Annotated in this window: 19 protein-coding genes; 14 read left to right on the top strand and 5 right to left on the bottom strand. The window is 63.0% G+C overall.

The window, feature by feature from the left end:
- Positions 1-85 precede the first annotated feature (85 nt).
- Positions 86-508 carry a hypothetical protein gene (locus C5J24_RS27320; RefSeq protein WP_245437461.1) on the top strand — a complete coding sequence of 141 codons (423 nt, stop codon included), beginning with the start codon at positions 86-88 and terminating at the stop codon, positions 506-508.
- On the opposite strand, the gene pcaQ is transcribed toward C5J24_RS27320, so the two are convergent.
- Positions 492-1,418, bottom strand: a complete 927-nt coding sequence (pcaQ, locus tag C5J24_RS27315) for a pca operon transcription factor PcaQ (protein ID WP_105404355.1) — start codon at positions 1,416-1,418, stop codon at positions 492-494. The two genes, C5J24_RS27320 and pcaQ, sit on opposite strands and share 17 nt — an antisense overlap.
- A 93-nt stretch (positions 1,419-1,511) precedes the next feature.
- On the opposite strand from pcaQ, the gene pcaD reads away from it, so the two are divergent.
- The 7 genes from pcaD to C5J24_RS27280 all read left to right on the top strand — a co-directional run bounded on the left by pcaD (position 1,512) and on the right by C5J24_RS27280 (position 5,938).
- A complete protein-coding gene (pcaD, locus tag C5J24_RS27310; protein WP_105422598.1) occupies positions 1,512-2,306 on the top strand; it encodes a 3-oxoadipate enol-lactonase in 795 nt (264 codons plus the stop codon).
- A 2-nt stretch (positions 2,307-2,308) separates the two neighbouring features.
- Positions 2,309-2,725 (top strand): 4-carboxymuconolactone decarboxylase, encoded by a 417-nt coding sequence (gene pcaC / locus C5J24_RS27305; protein ID WP_105422453.1) that lies wholly within the window; start codon positions 2,309-2,311, stop codon positions 2,723-2,725.
- On the top strand, positions 2,722-3,462 hold the full coding sequence (gene pcaH / locus C5J24_RS27300) for a protocatechuate 3,4-dioxygenase subunit beta (protein ID WP_105422451.1): 741 nt from the start codon (positions 2,722-2,724) through the stop codon (positions 3,460-3,462). The genes pcaC and pcaH overlap by 4 nt, the downstream gene beginning before the upstream one ends.
- A 1-nt stretch (position 3,463) precedes the next feature.
- Positions 3,464-4,081, top strand: a complete 618-nt coding sequence (gene pcaG / locus C5J24_RS27295) for a protocatechuate 3,4-dioxygenase subunit alpha (RefSeq protein ID WP_105422449.1) — start codon at positions 3,464-3,466, stop codon at positions 4,079-4,081.
- A gap of 33 nt (positions 4,082-4,114) precedes the next feature.
- Positions 4,115-5,185, top strand: a complete 1,071-nt coding sequence (locus C5J24_RS27290; protein ID WP_105422448.1) for a 3-carboxy-cis,cis-muconate cycloisomerase — start codon at positions 4,115-4,117, stop codon at positions 5,183-5,185.
- Positions 5,186-5,260: 75 nt separating this feature from the next.
- Positions 5,261-5,515, top strand: coding sequence for a type II toxin-antitoxin system Phd/YefM family antitoxin (locus C5J24_RS27285; RefSeq protein ID WP_105422446.1), 255 nt, complete (start codon positions 5,261-5,263; stop codon positions 5,513-5,515).
- Complete coding sequence (locus C5J24_RS27280; RefSeq protein ID WP_105422444.1) at positions 5,516-5,938, top strand: type II toxin-antitoxin system VapC family toxin; 423 nt, start codon at positions 5,516-5,518, stop codon at positions 5,936-5,938.
- Between the two features lie 21 nt (positions 5,939-5,959).
- Here C5J24_RS27280 and C5J24_RS27275 read toward each other — a convergent pair whose 3' ends face one another.
- Positions 5,960-6,340, bottom strand: a complete 381-nt coding sequence (locus tag C5J24_RS27275) for a VOC family protein (RefSeq protein ID WP_105422442.1) — start codon at positions 6,338-6,340, stop codon at positions 5,960-5,962.
- A gap of 198 nt (positions 6,341-6,538) precedes the next feature.
- On the opposite strand from C5J24_RS27275, the gene C5J24_RS27270 reads away from it, so the two are divergent.
- Both C5J24_RS27270 and C5J24_RS27265 read left to right on the top strand, forming a co-directional pair.
- The gene (locus tag C5J24_RS27270; protein WP_105422596.1) at positions 6,539-8,350 is read left to right on the top strand and encodes a methyl-accepting chemotaxis protein; all 1,812 of its coding nucleotides are present in this window, start codon (positions 6,539-6,541) and stop codon (positions 8,348-8,350) included.
- A gap of 105 nt (positions 8,351-8,455) precedes the next feature.
- Positions 8,456-8,962, top strand: coding sequence for a TIGR02444 family protein (locus tag C5J24_RS27265; protein ID WP_105422440.1), 507 nt, complete (start codon positions 8,456-8,458; stop codon positions 8,960-8,962).
- Between the two features lie 22 nt (positions 8,963-8,984).
- Here C5J24_RS27265 and C5J24_RS27260 read toward each other — a convergent pair whose 3' ends face one another.
- Entirely contained in the window at positions 8,985-9,569 is a 585-nt protein-coding gene (locus tag C5J24_RS27260; RefSeq protein WP_105422438.1) for a UbiX family flavin prenyltransferase, read from the bottom strand.
- A 417-nt stretch (positions 9,570-9,986) separates the two neighbouring features.
- Between C5J24_RS27260 and C5J24_RS27255 the strand changes: the two genes are divergently transcribed.
- On the top strand, positions 9,987-10,478 hold the full coding sequence (locus C5J24_RS27255) for a (2Fe-2S)-binding protein (protein WP_041363791.1): 492 nt from the start codon (positions 9,987-9,989) through the stop codon (positions 10,476-10,478).
- A 17-nt stretch (positions 10,479-10,495) separates the two neighbouring features.
- Positions 10,496-11,311: a xanthine dehydrogenase family protein subunit M gene (locus C5J24_RS27250; protein WP_105422436.1), complete on the top strand. Its 816-nt coding sequence runs from the start codon at positions 10,496-10,498 to the stop codon at positions 11,309-11,311.
- A 90-nt stretch (positions 11,312-11,401) separates the two neighbouring features.
- Here C5J24_RS27250 and C5J24_RS27245 read toward each other — a convergent pair whose 3' ends face one another.
- Positions 11,402-11,902 carry a MarR family winged helix-turn-helix transcriptional regulator gene (locus tag C5J24_RS27245; protein ID WP_105422434.1) on the bottom strand — a complete coding sequence of 167 codons (501 nt, stop codon included), beginning with the start codon at positions 11,900-11,902 and terminating at the stop codon, positions 11,402-11,404.
- 231 nt (positions 11,903-12,133) lie between these two features.
- Positions 12,134-13,531, bottom strand: coding sequence for an MFS transporter (locus C5J24_RS27240; RefSeq protein ID WP_105422594.1), 1,398 nt, complete (start codon positions 13,529-13,531; stop codon positions 12,134-12,136).
- Between the two features lie 129 nt (positions 13,532-13,660).
- On the opposite strand from C5J24_RS27240, the gene C5J24_RS27235 reads away from it, so the two are divergent.
- The gene (locus tag C5J24_RS27235; RefSeq protein ID WP_105422432.1) at positions 13,661-14,623 is read left to right on the top strand and encodes a LysR family transcriptional regulator; all 963 of its coding nucleotides are present in this window, start codon (positions 13,661-13,663) and stop codon (positions 14,621-14,623) included.
- Between the two features lie 129 nt (positions 14,624-14,752).
- On the top strand, positions 14,753-16,345 hold the full coding sequence (gene ggt / locus C5J24_RS27230) for a gamma-glutamyltransferase (RefSeq protein ID WP_105422430.1): 1,593 nt from the start codon (positions 14,753-14,755) through the stop codon (positions 16,343-16,345).
- Positions 16,346-16,393: the final 48 nt, after the last annotated feature.

The raw sequence follows: 16,393 nt of genomic DNA, 5'->3' as shown, positions 1-16,393 counted from the left end.
CTGTTTGCGCGAAACTACCGCAGCGTATAATCGCAGGCCCGGCCGATCGTTTGGCCGGGCATTTTGCGGTTGAGGCGGCGAGATCTTGGAGACAATTGAAAAGACAGCCCGATCCTGCGGCACCTGCACGCTCTGTTGCCGGCTTCCCGAAATCGCGGCGCTGGACAAACCGCCGGACGCCTGGTGCCGGCACTGTTCGGAAGGGCAGGGCTGCGCAATCTATACCGATCGACCTCAGCTCTGCCGCGATTTCCTCTGTCTGTGGATGACGGATCCGGGTGTTCCAGAGGCCTGGCAGCCGCTGACATCGAAGATGCTCGTCTATGAGCAGGGGCCGCAGCTGACCGTACTGGTCGATCCGGACCATCCGGATGCCTGGAAACAGGCGCCTTTTCTTTCCGATCTCGATAATTGGGCTAGAGCCGCGCAGGCGCGCGGCCACTACGTCATCCTGTTTTGCGGCGACGACGTGACGAAGATAGAGCCGGGCGTCACCGCGCCGGCATGATCTCCGCAGCGGCCTGGCGGATGGTCTGCATCAGGATCGACAGCGGTGTGGAGGGGTTGGCGTCGGCGCGGATGGTGAGGCCGACCGGGCCGCGTGTCTCGCTGGTATCGATCGGCAGCGTCGCCAGAACCCCATCCTCGATATCTGCGGCGACCACACCCGTCGAGATGATCCAGATCGCGTCGCTCGACCGCACGAAGGCACGGCCGAAGGCATCCGAGACGGTTTCCACCTGGGTCGGCAGGCTGGCGACGCCGTTGGCGATCAGGAACTGTTCGACCGAGGGCCGGATGATCGAGCCACGGGTCGGCATCAGCACCGGATAGTCGGCCAAGCCCTCGAATATCGATCGCTTGGCATCGAGCAGTGGATGGCCGGCGCGGACGGTGAAGACGACCTGTTCCGAATAGAGATGTTCGAAGGACAGGCCGGTCATCTTTTCGGGCAAAGCCAGACGGCCCACCACGAGGTCGAGCTCGCCAACCCGGAGCTGCTCCATCAAAACGGCATTATCTCCGGTCACGATCTTGACGCGGCTGCCGGTCTTTTCGGCGAGGAAGAGCGTCATGGCGCGCGGCATCACGCGGGTGGAAACGGTCGGAAGCGCGCCGATCCGGACCGGCGGCGCGGAATCGAACAGTTCCTGCGAGACGGAATCCACGCCCTGCCGGAGTGCCGTCAGTGCCGCACCCGCATGGCGCAGGAACACCTCGCCATAACGGGTGATGCGGATGCCGCGACCGTCGCGCTCGAACATGGCGACACCCAGCGCCTCTTCGAGCTCGCGGATGGTCTTGGTGACGGCCGGCTGGCTGACATGCAGAATTTCGGCCGCCTTGACCACGCTTTTCTGGCGCGCGACCTCGACGAATGTATGCAAGTGCCGAAACTTGACTCGGGAATTGATCAAGATCAAATAACCCTGTGGTTAGGAGATCATGCTGAAATATCATTTTACCTAACCGGAAACTAGTGCAATCTATCAATGCGGGAGGAGGCGCTGATGCAGTTTGTACACATCAACGACATTGTGATCCATTACGACATCCAGCGCGCGGGCGACGGAAAGCCAGTCGTCGTGTTCATCAATTCGCTTGGAACCGACAGCCGCATCTGGCATCACGAACTGCCCAAGCTTGCCGAGGATTATACGGTCCTCACCTATGACAAGCGCGGCCATGGGCTGTCCGGCCTTGGCAATCCGCCCTATTCAATCGCCGACCATGCGGCCGATCTTGCCGGCCTGCTCGACCACCTGCAACTCAGCCAGGTCATCATCTGCGGCCTTTCGGTTGGCGGGCTGATCGCCCAAAGCCTCTATGCCACCCGCCCGGACCTCGTGAAGGCGCTGATCTTCTCCAACACCGCGCACAAGATCGGCTCCGCCGAGTCCTGGGCGGCGCGCATTGCCGCCGTCGAGCAGAACGGCATCGGCAGCATTCTCGACGCGATCATGGAGCGCTGGTTCACAGCGCCGTTCCGCAAGCCGGACAATGCCGCCTACCAGGCTTATTGCAACATGCTGGTGCGCCAGCCGACCTTGGGGTACAGCGGCACCTGCGCCGCGATCCGCGATGCGGATTTCACCGAGGCCGCCAAAAAGATCGCCGTGCCGGCGCTCTGTATCGTCGGCCGCGAGGACGGCTCGACACCGCCCGAACTCGTCAAGTCGTTTGCCGAACTGATTCCCGGCGCACGTTACGAAATCATCGAGGGTGCGGCGCATATTCCCTGCGTCGAGGCGCCCGCTGCCCATGCCGCGCTGATCCGCGGCTTCATCGAACAGCTCGAGGAATAGACATGGCCGATCCTTCCGCGCCATCGGAACGTTATGCTCAAGGTATGAAGACCCGCCGTTCGGTGCTGGGCGATGCCCATGTGGACCGCGCCCAGGCGAACCAGACGCCGTTCGACGGGCCCTTCCAGGAAATGATCACCGAAGGCGCTTGGGGCACGGTCTGGTCGCGCCCGAACTGGACGAAGCGCGAGCGCTCGATGGTGACGATCGCGCTTCTGGCGGCACTCGGCCACCACGACGAAGTCGCCATGCATATCCGCGCAACCGCCAATACGGGTGCGACAAAGGACGATATCTGCGAAGCTTTGATGCATGTGGCAATCTACGCCGGCGTTCCGGCCGCCAACCATGCCTTCAAGATCGCCAAAGCCACTTATGCCGAAATGGACGCGGACAAGGCCGCGGGAGAGCAAAAATGAAGAACACACCCCCAGAAACCACACCCTTTTTCGCCCGTGACCGGGAATGGCATCCGCCGGCATTCACGCCGGGCTACAAGACTTCGGTGCTGCGCTCGCCGCAGCGTGCGCTGATTTCGCTGGAAGGCACCAAGAGCGAGATCACCGGCCCGGTCTTCGGCCACAACATCCTCGGCGAGTTCGACAACGACCTGATCGTCAACTATGCCAAGCCGGGCGAAATGGCGCTCGGCGAACGCATCCTCGTCTACGGTCGCGTCATCGACGAGCGCGGCCGCGGCGTTCCCGGCGCGCTGGTGGAATTCTGGCAGGCCAATGCCGGCGGCCGTTACCGTCACAAGAAGGAAACCTATCTCGCTCCGCTCGACCCGAATTTCGGTGGCTTCGGCCGCACGATCACCGACGAGGACGGCGGCTACGTCTTCAAGACCATCAAGCCCGGTCCCTATCCATGGCCGAACGGCGTCAATGACTGGCGCCCGGCGCATATCCACTTCTCGGTCTTCGGCCATGGCTTTGCCCAGCGCCTGATCACCCAGATGTATTTCGAGGGCGATCCGATGATCTGGATTTGTCCCATCGTGAAGACCATTCCGAACGAGAACGCGATCAAGGGCCTGATCGCCGCGCTCGACATGCAGAACACCATCCCGCACGACATGCGTGCCTACAAATTCGATATCGTCCTGCGCGGCCGTCGCTCGACATTCTTCGAGAACCGTAAAGAGGGCAACTGAGATGGTCCAGCCGCTCACTTACTTCAAGGAATCCGCTTCGCAGACTGCGGGTCCGTATGTCCATATCGGCTGCACGCCGAACTTTTCCGGCATTACCGGCGTCTACGATACCGATCTCGGCTCCGGCCCGATGGTCAACGACCAGACCCGCGGTGAGCGCGTCACCATCCGCGGCTTCATCTATGACGGCACGATGACGCCGCTCAAGGATGCTATGATCGAGATCTGGCAGGCGGATGCCGACGGCTTTTATAATAGCCCGTCGGAAACGCGCGGCAAGGCCGACCCGAACTTCTTCGGCTGGGCCCGTCAGCCGGGCGACATGGCGACCGGCGAATTCGCCTTCGAAACGATCAAGCCCGGCAAGGTGCCGTTCCGCGACGGCCGCCTGATGGCACCGCACGTCACCTTCTGGGTCGTCGCCCGCGGCATCAATCTCGGCCTCAACACCCGCATGTACTTCTCCGACGAGGAAGAGGCCAATGCAGCGGATCCGATCCTGTCGCGCATCGAGCACCGGGTTCGGGTTCCCACCCTGATCGGCAAGCGTGACGGTAATACCGTCACCTTCAACATCTATCTTCAGGGCGAAAACGAAACCATATTCTTCGATATCTGACATTGAAGAATCAGGGTCCGCCCGGGAGTAGATATGAGCGTTTCGGCTTTCGAGCATCCATTCCTGTCCGGTCTCGTCGGTGACGACGAGACCGGACAGCTGTTTTCGGTCAAAGCCGAGATCGACGCCATGCTGGCCTTCGAAACGGGCCTCGCCAAGGCCGAGGCCTCCTGCGGCATCATCCCGGCCGGGGCTGCGGAGCGCATTGCCGCAGCCTTGCAGACATTTCAGCCTGACATGGCTGGCTTGCGAAACGGCACCGCGCGCGACGGCGTCGTTGTCGCCGAACTCGTCAAGCAGCTTCGCGATGCCGTCAAACAGCAGGCGGGCGGCGGCGAGGCCGCCAAGCACGTGCATTTCGGGGCGACCAGCCAGGATGTCATCGACACGGCGCTCATGATCCGCCTGAAGCAGGCCTGCTCTCTGTTCATCGAGCGGCTCGCCGCCCTCGAGAAGGCTTTCGATGACATCGACCGGGCATTCGGCAGCCGGAGGCTGATGGGCCATACCCGCATGCAGGCGGCGATCCCGATCACCGTTTCGGACCGTATCCGTGCCTGGAAGGAACCGTTGACCCGGCATCGCCAGCGGCTGGACTCGTTTTCCGAGACCGGTTTTGCCGTGCAGTTCGGCGGGGCCGCCGGCAGCCTCGAAAAATTCGGCGACAAGGCAGCCGAGGTGCGCAAGGCGCTGGCCTGGGAACTGTTCCTGACCGACGCGCCGCAATGGCAGAGCCAGCGTGACCGGCTGGCGGAGTTCGCAAACATCCTCACAATGATTTCCGGCTCGCTCGGCAAGCTCGGCCAGGACGTGGCGCTGCTCGCGCTGATGGGCGGCGAAATGGAACTCGCCGGCGGCGGCGGCTCCTCCGCCATGGCCCATAAGCAGAACCCGGTTGCTGCCGAGGTGCTGGTATCCCTCGCGCGCTTCAACGCGGTCCAGCTTTCCGGCATGCAGCAATCGATGGTGCATGAGCAGGAACGCTCAGGTGCGGCCTGGACGCTAGAATGGCTGATCCTGCCTTCCATGGTGATAGCGACCAGCGCTTCACTGCGGCTCGCGGCGGAACTTGCCGGCAACGTGAAGTCGCTGGGCAAGGGCTGACGGCATCTGCATTGAAGGACGGGCAATTCTAGTATATTTTCGAAGAAAGATACTAGACATGCTCCGGAGGTCTCGATGACCCTTTCATACATGACCAGTGCCACCTTCAACCAGAACCCGAGCAAGGCCCGGCAGGCGGCGAACGAGAATCCGTTGGTCATCACCGATCACGGCAAGCCGACGCATGTGCTTGTCAGCTACGAGGAATTCGAGGCCAACTGGAAGAAGCGGAAGAGCCTCTACGACGCTTTGCGTGATACCCAAGGTACGGTCGATCAGGATTTCGACCCTCCGCGCCTGAGTTTCGAGGGGCGCGAGGTTGAGTTCTGAATGGCCTTCCTGCTGGATACCAATGTCATTTCGTGCTCGAAGCGGCCGGAAAAGCAAGCGCCTGCCTTTCAGGCTTTCATGCGGAAGTTCAGCATAGACAACGCGTTTCTGTCAGTGATCACCATCATGGAGATTCGTTTCGGCGTCCGACTGGAGCAAAGCCGAAACGCTGTTTTCTCGACCGAACTGGAACGCTGGCTGACCGAGGATGTGCTGGTGAATTTCAGCGACCGCATTCTTCCCTTCGACACGGCGGTTGCCCTTCGCACCGGCGCCTTTCCCACTCCCAACAAGCGGCCGTCACCGGATGCAATGATAGCCGCGACAGCGCTGCATCACGGACTGACCGTCGTCACCCGCAACATCTCGGATTTCGAGCCGCTCGGCGTGCCCTGCCTCAATCCCTGGACTTTTCAAGGCTGAACCGGCCAGGCTTGTGCCGCATCACTCCGTGATCTCGACAGGATTGCCGTCGGGATCCGAGATCACCGCCTCGTAAAACCCGTCGCCGGTCATGCGGGCCGGGGAGACGAGGATGCCCATGGCCGCCGCCTTGGTCGCCATCTCGTCGACCGTCTGCCGGCTGCCGAGCGAAATCGCCATATGTGCGTAACCGGCGCGCTCCCGCGGCGCTTCCGGCGCAATCCACGGGCCGCTCATGATCTCGATCGTCGCGCCTTCGGAAAGGGTGAGAAATTTCGAGGAGAAGCCTGCACGCCGACGGCTCTCATAGAGTGGGCTGGCGGTGGCGCCGAACATATCCTCAAAGAACGCGACGAGCCTGTCGAGTTCCGTTGTCCAAAGCGCGACATGCGCAAGTTTCATAATCCATCTCCCTCATGCAGCTCCCGAACCGTCGCCGCCTGTCTCTCGTCAAACGCGGTCTCAGGTCCGAGCGAAAAGACGCATCTTTGCCATCCCTGGTAGTGCCGTTAAACATATCCTCAGCATTTTCCGCAATCCTTAATCATAGCGGGCCAACAGGATTTGGCCATGACCTCCAATGCAGCAATGGATCTTCCGATGACCATTAAATTGAAGCTTGTCGCCAGCGTCGTCGGCCTCGCGCTCGCACTTGCCGCAACCACGACCGTCGCCTTCATCGGAATGGATACGCTGTCGGCACGCACGCGCTCAATCGTCGAGGATCGGCTCGAGCCCGTGGCGCATATCAAGACGGTCTCCGACGCCTATGCGGTCACCATCGTCGACACCGCCCACAAGACGCGCAGCGGTGCGTTCAGCTGGGAACTGGGCGAGCAGACAGTCCGCGCAGCGCTCGTCACCGCCGACCGCGACTGGGCGGCCTATCAGGCAACCCACCTGACCGACCAGGAAAAAAGCCTCGTCCAGCGTTATCTCGGTGCTCGTACGGAAACCACAAAGGCGGTCGAAGAGCTTCTGGCGATCATGGGCAAGCGTGATCAGGCGGCCCTCGATACCTATGTGACGAAGCGGCTCTACCCGGCGATTGAGCCGCTCGCCGAACCGCTAAACGCTTTGACCAAGCTGCAGCTCGATGTCGCCCACAAGAGTTTCGAGGATGGGTTGGACGACAAGGCCGCTCTCTCGGTTTGGATGACCGTGATCGGCGTGATTTCGCTGATCGTGGTCGGCTTCTCGATCCGGGTCGTGCTGTCAGGCGTCGTCGGCCCGCTGCAACGCCTGCAGGATTGCATGCGGCGCCTCGCGGGTGGCGAACTGACGCTGACCATCTTCGGCATGGACCGCAAGGACGAGATCGGCGGGATGGCGGCGGCAGTGGAGATTTTCCGCCAGGCGGCTATCGGCAACAAGCGGCTGGAAGACGAGGCGCTCGAAGCCCGCAACCGGTCGGAAGGGGAACGCGTCGCCGCGCAGGAACAGGCCGAAGCCGACGCGTCCCAACGGCTCCGCGTCGCGACATCCGGCCTTGGCGGCGGCCTGCGCCGGCTCGCCGCAGGCGATCTCTCCTTCCAGCTTGACGAGACCTTCTCGGCGGACTTCGAAGCTCTGCGCCACGACTTCAACACCTCGATCGCCCAACTCGCCAGCACGTTGACGCAGATCGCTGGCAGCGCCGAGGCGATCGATGGCGGAACCCAGGAAATCAGCCAGTCCGCATCCGATCTGTCGCGCCGCTCGGAGCAGCAGGCCGCTTCGCTCGAAGAGACAGCCGCGGCACTCGATCAGATCACCGCGAATGTCAGCTCCGCATCCAAGAAGGTCGATGAGACCCGGAAGATCGCAGCGGAGGCCAATTCGTCTGCCGCCCGTTCCGGAGAAGTTGTCGCCAACGCCGTCGAGGCAATGCGCCGCATCGAGGAAAGCTCCAACCAGATCTCCAACATCATCGGGGTCATCGACGAGATCGCCTTCCAGACCAATCTGCTTGCGCTGAACGCCGGCGTCGAGGCGGCCCGGGCCGGTGAGGCTGGCAAGGGTTTTGCGGTCGTAGCGCAGGAAGTGCGCGAGCTCGCCCAACGTTCGGCGAATGCGGCGAAGGAAATCAAGGCGCTGATCCAGAACTCGACCGTCGAAGTCGGCCACGGCGTGAAATATGTCCGCGATGCCGGCGAATCCCTGAAGTCGATCGAGGGCTATATCGTCACCATCAACAGCCATGTGGACGATATCGCCCGCTCGGCCCGCGAACAGTCGACCGGCCTTTCCGAGATCAATTCGGCCGTCAACCAGATGGACCAGGTGACCCAGCAGAACGCCGCAATGGTCGAGGAGACGACGGCTGCGAGCTCCGGCCTCGCTGACGAGGCCTCGAAACTGCGCCAGATGGTCGGCCAGTTCCAGCTCGGCGCCGGCTCGCCCCAAGCCGGGCGGCGTCGCCGCGCCGCCTGAGGGACTGCCGGTGAGGTTCCTCACGCCGACAGGTAAAATCCCCATCGAGACTTGCCTGTTTTGCAGCCGAACTGATAAGTCGTGAAAAGGCGATGGAGGGGCTGCATGGCTGCGGAGACCGGGCAGGGACTTTGGGACTTCGCGTTGCGGCTTTATGGTGCGCCCGGTGTCGGCGAAGCCTGCCTGCTGCTTCAGGACGAAAGCAACGTCGACGTGCCGGTGCTGTTGTTCTCCGCCTGGCTGGCAAAAAATTCCGTGGCGCTTTCACCAACCGAGATTGTCCGCATCGACGGCCTCGTCGCCGACTGGCGCAATGAGGTGATCGAACCACTGCGCGCCGTTCGCCGACGATTGAAGAGCGGGCCGAATCCGGCACCCACCCCAGAGACGGAAACCCTGCGAAACGGGGTGAAGGGTGTCGAGCTCAGTTCGGAAAAGATCGAGCTGGCGGTGCTGGAGGCCGAAGGGCAGGCGCTGATGAGAGCCGATGGTTCAACTGGCGATGCAACTGGCAACCTCGGAAATGTCGTGAGGTTTTTCCGTGGAGCGGAGCCGGACGAGAAGACCGCCACGGCGCTTGCCATGATCGAAAACGCGCTCGCGGCCCTTTAGGGTCGACATCCGGAGCACGAAATCAGTGTTGGCCGGGTGAGCCAGGGCCGTCCTTCCAGCGCTTGACCATCGGCAGGTGGATGTCGAAGAGATCGAGCGCCCGGCCGACCGTCTGGGTCACCATCTCGTCCAGTGAGTTGGGCTTCGAATAGAAGGCCGGCACCGGCGGCATGACGATTGCGCCGTTGCGGGTCGCCTGGTCCATCAGCGCGATATGGCCGGCATGCAGCGGCGTCTCGCGAAACAACAGCACGACACGCCGGCGTTCCTTTAGGCAGACGTCGGCTGCGCGCACGATCAGCTCGTCATTGTAGCAGTTGGCGATGCCGCTCAGCGTCTTCACCGAACAGGGTGCGACAAGCATGCCGGCAGTGCGGAACGAGCCGGAGGAGAGCGCCGCGCCGATATCCTTGTGATTATAGAGCACATCGGCCAGGCTCTTGATCTCGTCGGCAGTCATGTCGATTTCGTCGATCGCAGTGCGAAAAGCAGAGGGCGAGATCACCGCATGGGTCTCGATATCCTCGATATCCTTCAAAAGCTGCAGGGCGCGAACGCCATAAACGACACCGGATGCTCCGGTGATGGCGATGATGATGCGGCGCATGGGACTTTTCCCTGAACAATCTACCGCGACGCCTTAGCGCCACTTTCCGATGGGCGCAATGCGGCGATCGTCGGATTGCTCGCATGTGTTCGGCCGCGGCCGCCCGGCGGTCTGATTCCATGGCAAAAACTCGCCGGCGAGTTCTTCGAAAAGCTTGCGACGCGAGCCGTGATGGTTGATCATGTGGCCGATGCCGAAGTAGCAGAGGCTATTGCGACGGCGGCTGTTGCCGCGCCAGTCATGTCAGCTGCGCCATCGGTACCTATTTCCCCTGCGGCTCCCGAAGCTGCCGGACCGTCTGTTGCGCGTGCAGCAACGGCCGGGCGGCATTTCAGCCGTATGCCCCATATCGCGGCGGCATCGTCGCTGTCATTGCCATCGCGGCTCTCGCCGCCCGATTTTTAACAGGAGGGGCTCATGTCCCGCATCACCATCACCGTCAACGGCACGCCCCAGACGCGCGAGGTCGAAGACCGGACGCTGCTCGTGCAGTTCATCCGCGAACATCTCGGCCTCACCGGCACCCATGTCGGCTGCGACACCACCCAGTGCGGCGCCTGTACGATCCATCTCGACGGCGTGGCCGTGAAGAGCTGTACGGTGCTTGCCGTCGCCGCCGACGGTTCGAAGGTGACGACGATCGAGGGGTTGGCCGAAGGCGGCAAGCTGCATGACGTGCAGCAGGCTTTCCGCGAACATCACGGCCTGCAGTGCGGTTATTGCACGCCGGGCATGATCATGGCCTCGGTGGACATGATCCGCCGCCATGACGGCATGCTCGACGAGCATACCGTCCGCCACGAACTCGAAGGCAATATCTGCCGTTGCACCGGCTACCACAACATCGTCAAGGCAGTGCTGGACGCTGCCGAGAAGCATCGCGCGGCGCACGCCGTCGCGGCCGAATAAGCGGGGAGGCTCACGCCATGTACGCAACGACCTACCACAAGCCGAAGACCCTTGCCGAAGCCGTCGAACTCTACGCCAATTCCGACGAGCCCTCCTATCTCTCCGGCGGCCACACGCTGATCCCGACGCTGAAGAGCCGGCTTGCCGCGCCCGCGCATCTGATCGACGTGCGCAGCATTCCGGAGCTTTCCGGGATCGAAGTCACCGCCGAGAGGGTGATCATCGGCTCGGCGACCAAACATGCCGTCGTCGCCGCTTCCAAGGAAATCAAGACCGCCATCCCGGCGCTTTCAGGCCTTGCCGGCTCGATCGGCGACGTTCAGGTGCGCCATATGGGCACGATCGGCGGCTCGACCGCCAATAACGACCCCGCCGCCGACTATCCCGCCGCCGTGCTGGCGCTCGATGCCATCGTCCATACCGACCGCCGCGAAATCCCGGCCACCGACTATTTCCAGGGCCTCTACACGACCGCATTGGAGCCAGGCGAAATTCTCGTCCGCGTCGAGTTCAAGATCCCGGATATCGCCGGTTACGCGAAATTCCGCAATCCGGCCTCGCGCTATGCGATGGCTGCTTCCTTCGTGGCCAAACATCGCGACGGCCATATCCGCGTGGCGATCACCGGCGCCGGCAACGAGGGGGTGTTCCGCTGGACCGAGGCCGAGGCGTTGCTGACCGGGAACTTTTCGGCCGAAGCGCTGGATGGGCTGACGATGGACCCGTCGCGGATGATGGGCGACATGCACGCGCCGGCCGACTACCGCGCCCATCTCGTCGCCGTCATGACCCGCCGCGCGGTGCAGAACCTCGGCGGCACGCATATCCTCTGAGAGCAGATGCTTTGACATCGAAATGGCCGGCGGGACAACTCGCCGGTCAGAAACCGTCGCGGCAGGCCGCGCAACCGAAATATGCTATCTTCAACAATCCTGGGGCATGCCGAATGTCGCGGCGATCCGGCCGAGTACGGCGATCAGAACCGCCTTGTCCTTGCCGGCGATCTCGTCAAGGCGACGGTCGTAGACAACGGCGATCGCGTGCAACTGCTTTTGCATCCCGCGGCCATTTTCGGTGAGCCGGACGCTGTAGCTGCGTTGATCGTCGGGGTTCGGCCGCCGTTCGATCAGTCCGCGGTGGGACAATGCCTTGAGGCTGGACGTGAGTGTCGAGCGGTCGCGGCCACAGATGCGGCTGAGCTCTGACGGCGTCATGCTCTCCCGTTCGGCAAGTACCGTCAGCAGCGAATACCATCCGGGCTTCAAATCCGCCTTGCCCGCCGCCCTGGCAAACGCCTGGAAGGAGGTCTCCTGCGCCACCCGGAGATGATAACCGATCAGATTCTGGAACATGGCCGGGACAAGCATCTCGCCTTCCGCGGATGGCGCATGCGTGTCCGGCCGCGTCGATGTTTCCATCGCCATTTTGCATTCCTCCCCAAATGGAAACTAGTCGGAATGGGGGAGTGCAGCAAGATAGTTTGATATCAAATTACCTTGCTTTGACCGATTGTCCGACAAAGGCGGGCGGACTGCAAGCGAAGCGATGGACATGCGCCTGGCGCGGGACGATCTGCGACCGGGCCGGGGGGATCCAAAAGAAAACCCGCGCCAGGCAGTGGCGCGGGGGAGCGGGATTAAGATCGATGGGCAGATCTATTCGGCGGCCTGGTATCGATCGACGGCTGGAGAAGGTTTCGGCCCAAGCGCGGCGATCAGGGTGATCAGCACCGCGAGCGTCGCGACGAATGCGACAGCCGCGGAATAGGGTTCCCAGCCGAAGCTCGGAGCGCCGCTGAACACGGCAGACGTTGCCGCCAGCACCACCCCGCCGCCGATCTGGAAGGCGGCGAAGAACATGCCGGAGGCAAGGCCCGACTTGTCTTCCTCGATATCGGCCAGCGCCGCGACCTGGATGGACGGGAAGGTCATGGCATAACCGAGGCCGAGCGGGATCTGCGACAGTATGACGAGCAGGATCGGGTCGATATGGCCGACCGACAGGACCCAGAAGATGTAGCTGATCGCCTGCAGCCCGACGCCCGCCGTCATGAAGCCGGTCGTCCCGCGGTTCTGGGCAAGCGTCGCGAAACGAGGTGCGAGGAACATCACGAAGGCGCCGGCGCCGGCAAAGCAGAAGCCGGTGGCAAAGGCCGACCAGCCATAGACGTCCTGGTAATAGAGCGTCGCGGTGAACTGGAAGCCGATATAGGCGCCCTGGTAGAGAAAGCCGACGATATTGGCATGGGTGAGCCTGGCGCGGCGGAACATCGCCAGCGGCACCATCGGGTCCTTGTGGCGGGCTTCGATGGCGAGGAAGGCAATGATCAGCACGATTGCCGCCACCAGCGAGCCCCAGGTGAAGACATCGGCCCAGCCGGCCGAGGCCGCATTGGTGATGCCGAACACGAAAAGCAGCAGACCGGGAGTGATGGTGATTGCGCCGGCCCAGTCGAAGCCGGGACGCGGCCCGGTGCGGCGCGCGTCGAGCGGCAAGGCTATCGGCGCGAGAAGCAGGGTCAGGATCGCGACCGGTGCGCCCATCACCAGCGTTGCCCGCCAGCTGATCAGCGTCGCGGCCCCGCCGAGCACCATGCCGAGCACGAAACCGGCGGCTCCGGTGGAGGCGAAGAGCCCAAGCGCCTTGGCGCGCTGCGGACCTTCGCCGAAGACTGCCAGCAGAAGTGCCAGCGCTGCGGGTGCCGTGAAGGCTGCAGCAATGCCCTTGATAAGCCGGGCCGCGATCAGCGTCGGCCCGCTATCGACGAACCCACCGCCAATGCTGGCCGCCGCAAAGACCGCCAGCGACCAGAGGAAGACGCGGCGATGGCCGAAAATGTCGGCCACCCGGCCGCCGAGCAGCAGGAAGCCGCCGTAACCGAGCACATAGGCGCTGACCGCCCATTGCAGGGAGGTGGCTTGCATGCCGAGCTCGGCCTGGATGGCTGGCAGTGCGACGCCGATTGTGGAGACATCCATCGCGTCGAGAAAATTGGCGGTGCAGAGCAGCAGCAATGCAAGCCCCGCAGCCCCTCGGAATTGAGGATTGCTCATGGGATTGTAATCCTTGTTCATGCTGCCCCCGGAGCGGGGAGGTCGAACCGGGCCGGCAGAGGAACGAGAAAGTGTCCATCTTCGTGACCTATTGCAAATTGATAATTGCCATGTCAGGTATTGCTGACAATGATGAGTGATGCGACCCTTCGAAAGTTCGACCTCAACCTGCTTCTGGCATTTGCGGTGCTGATGCAGGAACGCAACGTCAGTCGCGCCGCCGAGCGGCTGCTACTCGGACAACCGGGCCTGTCGGCGGCCTTGAAGCGGTTGCGCGAAGCGCTGGACGACGACCTGTTCGTACGTGTCGGGCGTGGCCTGCAGCCGACGCCCCGGGCGTTGGCGATCGCACCTGTGATCGAGGACGCGCTTTCGAACATCGAACGGGCGATCCGGCCGCCTGCCGCGTTCAATCCCAAAAGCTGGGAAGGCGAGTTCCGCGTCGGCATGTGCGACAATCTCGAATCGGCTTTCTTTGGCCCGCTCGCCGCCCGTCTGCGGCAGCTCTCGCCCGGATCGCGGCTGATCGGCGTCGCCTCGGAACGGCGTGACGTTTCGCGCATGCTCGATGACGGCGCCTTCGATTTCAGCGTCGCAGTGCATGGCGAGCCGCCCTCCTGGCACGTCCGCGCGCCGCTCTTCACCCAGTCGTCCGTCTGCATCTACGACCCCGCGCAGATCAAGCTCAAGGCGCCGCTCGGTCTTGACGCCTATGCCGATGCGCCACATGTCGCCGTCTCCTTCGAGGGCAATTCCTCGACCAGCATCGACGTGGCACTCGCCGGTCACGGTAAAACCCGCAATGTCGTGGCGACGGTACCGCGTTTCTCGGCGCTGCCGACGGCGCTACGGGCCATGCCGGCCATCGCCACCATTCCGGAATCGATCGCCCGCTGCATGGCGCAGCTCCACAATCTAGCGATCGACCTGCCGCCGATCGACCTGCCGGCCGAGCCCGTGAGCATGCTTTACCGACGCGTCGACCATGCCGACAGCCGTGCCTCATGGTTCCGCACCCTCTTCGTGGAGGTCGCCGGCGCGGCGCTCGAAGCTTCCGGCTGCAAGATGGGAATTTCGCGGATCGCGGCTTGAGCCCGGCAAGCGGCCGGCTTTCGGAAATCAAGACATGACGGCTTGATGCCGGGCGCCCGGCATGGTCTGTTGAGGAAAATGCTGTGCCGCGACAGGGCCTTGAATCCGATTTTTCATTGATGAGGTGATATGAGAGATTTCGAATTACCCGGCCGTTCGCTCGCTGTCGGCCGCACTGCGATGGCCGCCACCTCCCAGCCGCTGGCGACGCTCACCGCCATCGACATCCTGCGGAATGGCGGCAATGCCGTCGATGCGGCGGTTGCCGCCTGCGCCGTGCAGTGCGTCGTCGAAGCCGGCTCGACCGGCATCGGCGGCGATTGTTTCGCTCTTCTCTCGCTCGGCGGCACGGACAAGGTGCTGGCCTATAATGGGTCAGGCAGGGCACCGGCTGCCGCAACCGTCGAACATCTCCGTTCGCTTGGCGTCACCAGCCTCACCCGCACCTCGCCGCACACCATCACCGTGCCGGGGGCGGTGGATGCCTGGACGCGGCTGGTAACCGATCATGGCCGCATGAAGATGGCCGATATTCTCGCCCCGGCCGTCAAGCTGGCGCGCGACGGCTATGTTCTGCCTCCGCGCACGGCACACGACCTTGCCGCCCAGGCGGAGATCCTGAAGGCCGATCCGGCTGCGAGCCGCGTCTTCCTCGTCGACGGCAACGCGCCGCCGGCGGGGTCGGTCCAGTATCAGAAGCAACTTGCCGATACGCTCGAAGCCATCGGCCGGGAGGGCAGGGACGCTTTCTATCGTGGCCCGATCGCGGAAGGCATGGTGAGCTACCTGAACGGCATCGGCGCGCTGCACACGCTCGAAGATTTCGCCAATGCCAAGGGCGAATACGTGACGCCGATCAAGACGACGTTCCGTGGCCACGAAATCCACGAATGCCCGCCCAACGGCCAGGGCATCATCGCGCTGATGATCCTCAATATCCTGTCGCATTTTCCGGGCAAGGGCGATCCGCTGGCGCCTGAGCGCCTGCATGTCGAGGTCGAGGCGACGCGCCTGGCCTATGCGGCGCGCAACCGTTTTCTCGCCGATCCGGCCAAGGTCGGCGTGCCGGTCGATTACCTGCTATCGGAGCAGCTTGCCAGGCAGTTGGCCGGCATGATCGATCCCGACAAGGCGATCACGGACCTGCCGCCGTTCGACGAGGTGCCGCACAAGGACACGATCTATCTCTCCGTCGTCGACAGCGACCGCAATGCCATCAGCTTCATCAACTCGATCTTCTTCGTTTACGGCAGCGGCCACATGGATCCGAAGAGCGGGGTGATGTTCCACAATCGGGGCCTCAGCTTTTCGCTCGCTCCGGACCATCCGAACGCAATCGCGCCGGGCAAGCGGCCGATGCATACGATCATCCCCGGCATGGTGACGAAGGACGGCCGTGCCGTCATGCCCTTCGGTGTCATGGGCGGCCAATACCAGGCCATGGGCCACGCCCATTTCCTCTCAAAAGTCTTCGATTACGGCATGGACCTGCAGAGCGCCATCGACCTGCCGCGACTCTTCCCGCTGCCCGGGACCAATCAGGTCGAGATGGAAGCCCGGCTGCGCAACACGATCGGCCCGGAGTTCACCAAGCGTGGCTTCGAGGTGAAGGCGCCGGAATCGGCGATCGGCGGCGCCCAGGCGATCTGGATCGACTGGGAAACAGGCGTGCTGAAAGGCGGCTCCGACCCCCGCAAGGACGGCATGGCTCTCGGCATTTGAGCTGTCCGTTCAATTTGGTAGGTGACCCTGCCCAGCGAAATGACATTG

This window comes from Neorhizobium sp. T25_27, assembly GCF_002968565.1.
Lineage (GTDB): Bacteria > Pseudomonadota > Alphaproteobacteria > Rhizobiales > Rhizobiaceae > Neorhizobium > Neorhizobium tomejilense.
The sequence above is the reverse complement of the archived record's forward strand: the minus strand, read 5'-3'. Positions and strand labels throughout refer to the sequence as shown.

What these genes read in the sequence shown, in the direction of transcription:
- pcaD (WP_105422598.1), top strand. Translation starts at nt 1,512, where the DNA reads ATGCAGTTTGTACACATCAACGACATTGTGATCCATTACGACATCCAG.
- pcaC (WP_105422453.1), top strand. Translation starts at nt 2,309, where the DNA reads ATGGCCGATCCTTCCGCGCCATCGGAACGTTATGCTCAAGGTATGAAG.
- pcaH (WP_105422451.1), top strand. Translation starts at nt 2,722, where the DNA reads ATGAAGAACACACCCCCAGAAACCACACCCTTTTTCGCCCGTGACCGG.
- pcaG (WP_105422449.1), top strand. Translation starts at nt 3,464, where the DNA reads ATGGTCCAGCCGCTCACTTACTTCAAGGAATCCGCTTCGCAGACTGCG.
- C5J24_RS27290 (WP_105422448.1), top strand. Translation starts at nt 4,115, where the DNA reads ATGAGCGTTTCGGCTTTCGAGCATCCATTCCTGTCCGGTCTCGTCGGT.
- C5J24_RS27285 (WP_105422446.1), top strand. Translation starts at nt 5,261, where the DNA reads ATGACCCTTTCATACATGACCAGTGCCACCTTCAACCAGAACCCGAGC.
- C5J24_RS27280 (WP_105422444.1), top strand. Translation starts at nt 5,516, where the DNA reads ATGGCCTTCCTGCTGGATACCAATGTCATTTCGTGCTCGAAGCGGCCG.
- C5J24_RS27275 (WP_105422442.1), bottom strand. Translation starts at nt 6,340, where the DNA reads ATGAAACTTGCGCATGTCGCGCTTTGGACAACGGAACTCGACAGGCTC.
- C5J24_RS27270 (WP_105422596.1), top strand. Translation starts at nt 6,539, where the DNA reads ATGACCATTAAATTGAAGCTTGTCGCCAGCGTCGTCGGCCTCGCGCTC.
- C5J24_RS27265 (WP_105422440.1), top strand. Translation starts at nt 8,456, where the DNA reads ATGGCTGCGGAGACCGGGCAGGGACTTTGGGACTTCGCGTTGCGGCTT.
- C5J24_RS27260 (WP_105422438.1), bottom strand. Translation starts at nt 9,569, where the DNA reads ATGCGCCGCATCATCATCGCCATCACCGGAGCATCCGGTGTCGTTTAT.
- C5J24_RS27255 (WP_041363791.1), top strand. Translation starts at nt 9,987, where the DNA reads ATGTCCCGCATCACCATCACCGTCAACGGCACGCCCCAGACGCGCGAG.
- C5J24_RS27250 (WP_105422436.1), top strand. Translation starts at nt 10,496, where the DNA reads ATGTACGCAACGACCTACCACAAGCCGAAGACCCTTGCCGAAGCCGTC.
- C5J24_RS27245 (WP_105422434.1), bottom strand. Translation starts at nt 11,902, where the DNA reads ATGGCGATGGAAACATCGACGCGGCCGGACACGCATGCGCCATCCGCG.
- C5J24_RS27240 (WP_105422594.1), bottom strand. Translation starts at nt 13,531, where the DNA reads ATGAGCAATCCTCAATTCCGAGGGGCTGCGGGGCTTGCATTGCTGCTG.
- C5J24_RS27235 (WP_105422432.1), top strand. Translation starts at nt 13,661, where the DNA reads ATGATGAGTGATGCGACCCTTCGAAAGTTCGACCTCAACCTGCTTCTG.
- ggt (WP_105422430.1), top strand. Translation starts at nt 14,753, where the DNA reads ATGAGAGATTTCGAATTACCCGGCCGTTCGCTCGCTGTCGGCCGCACT.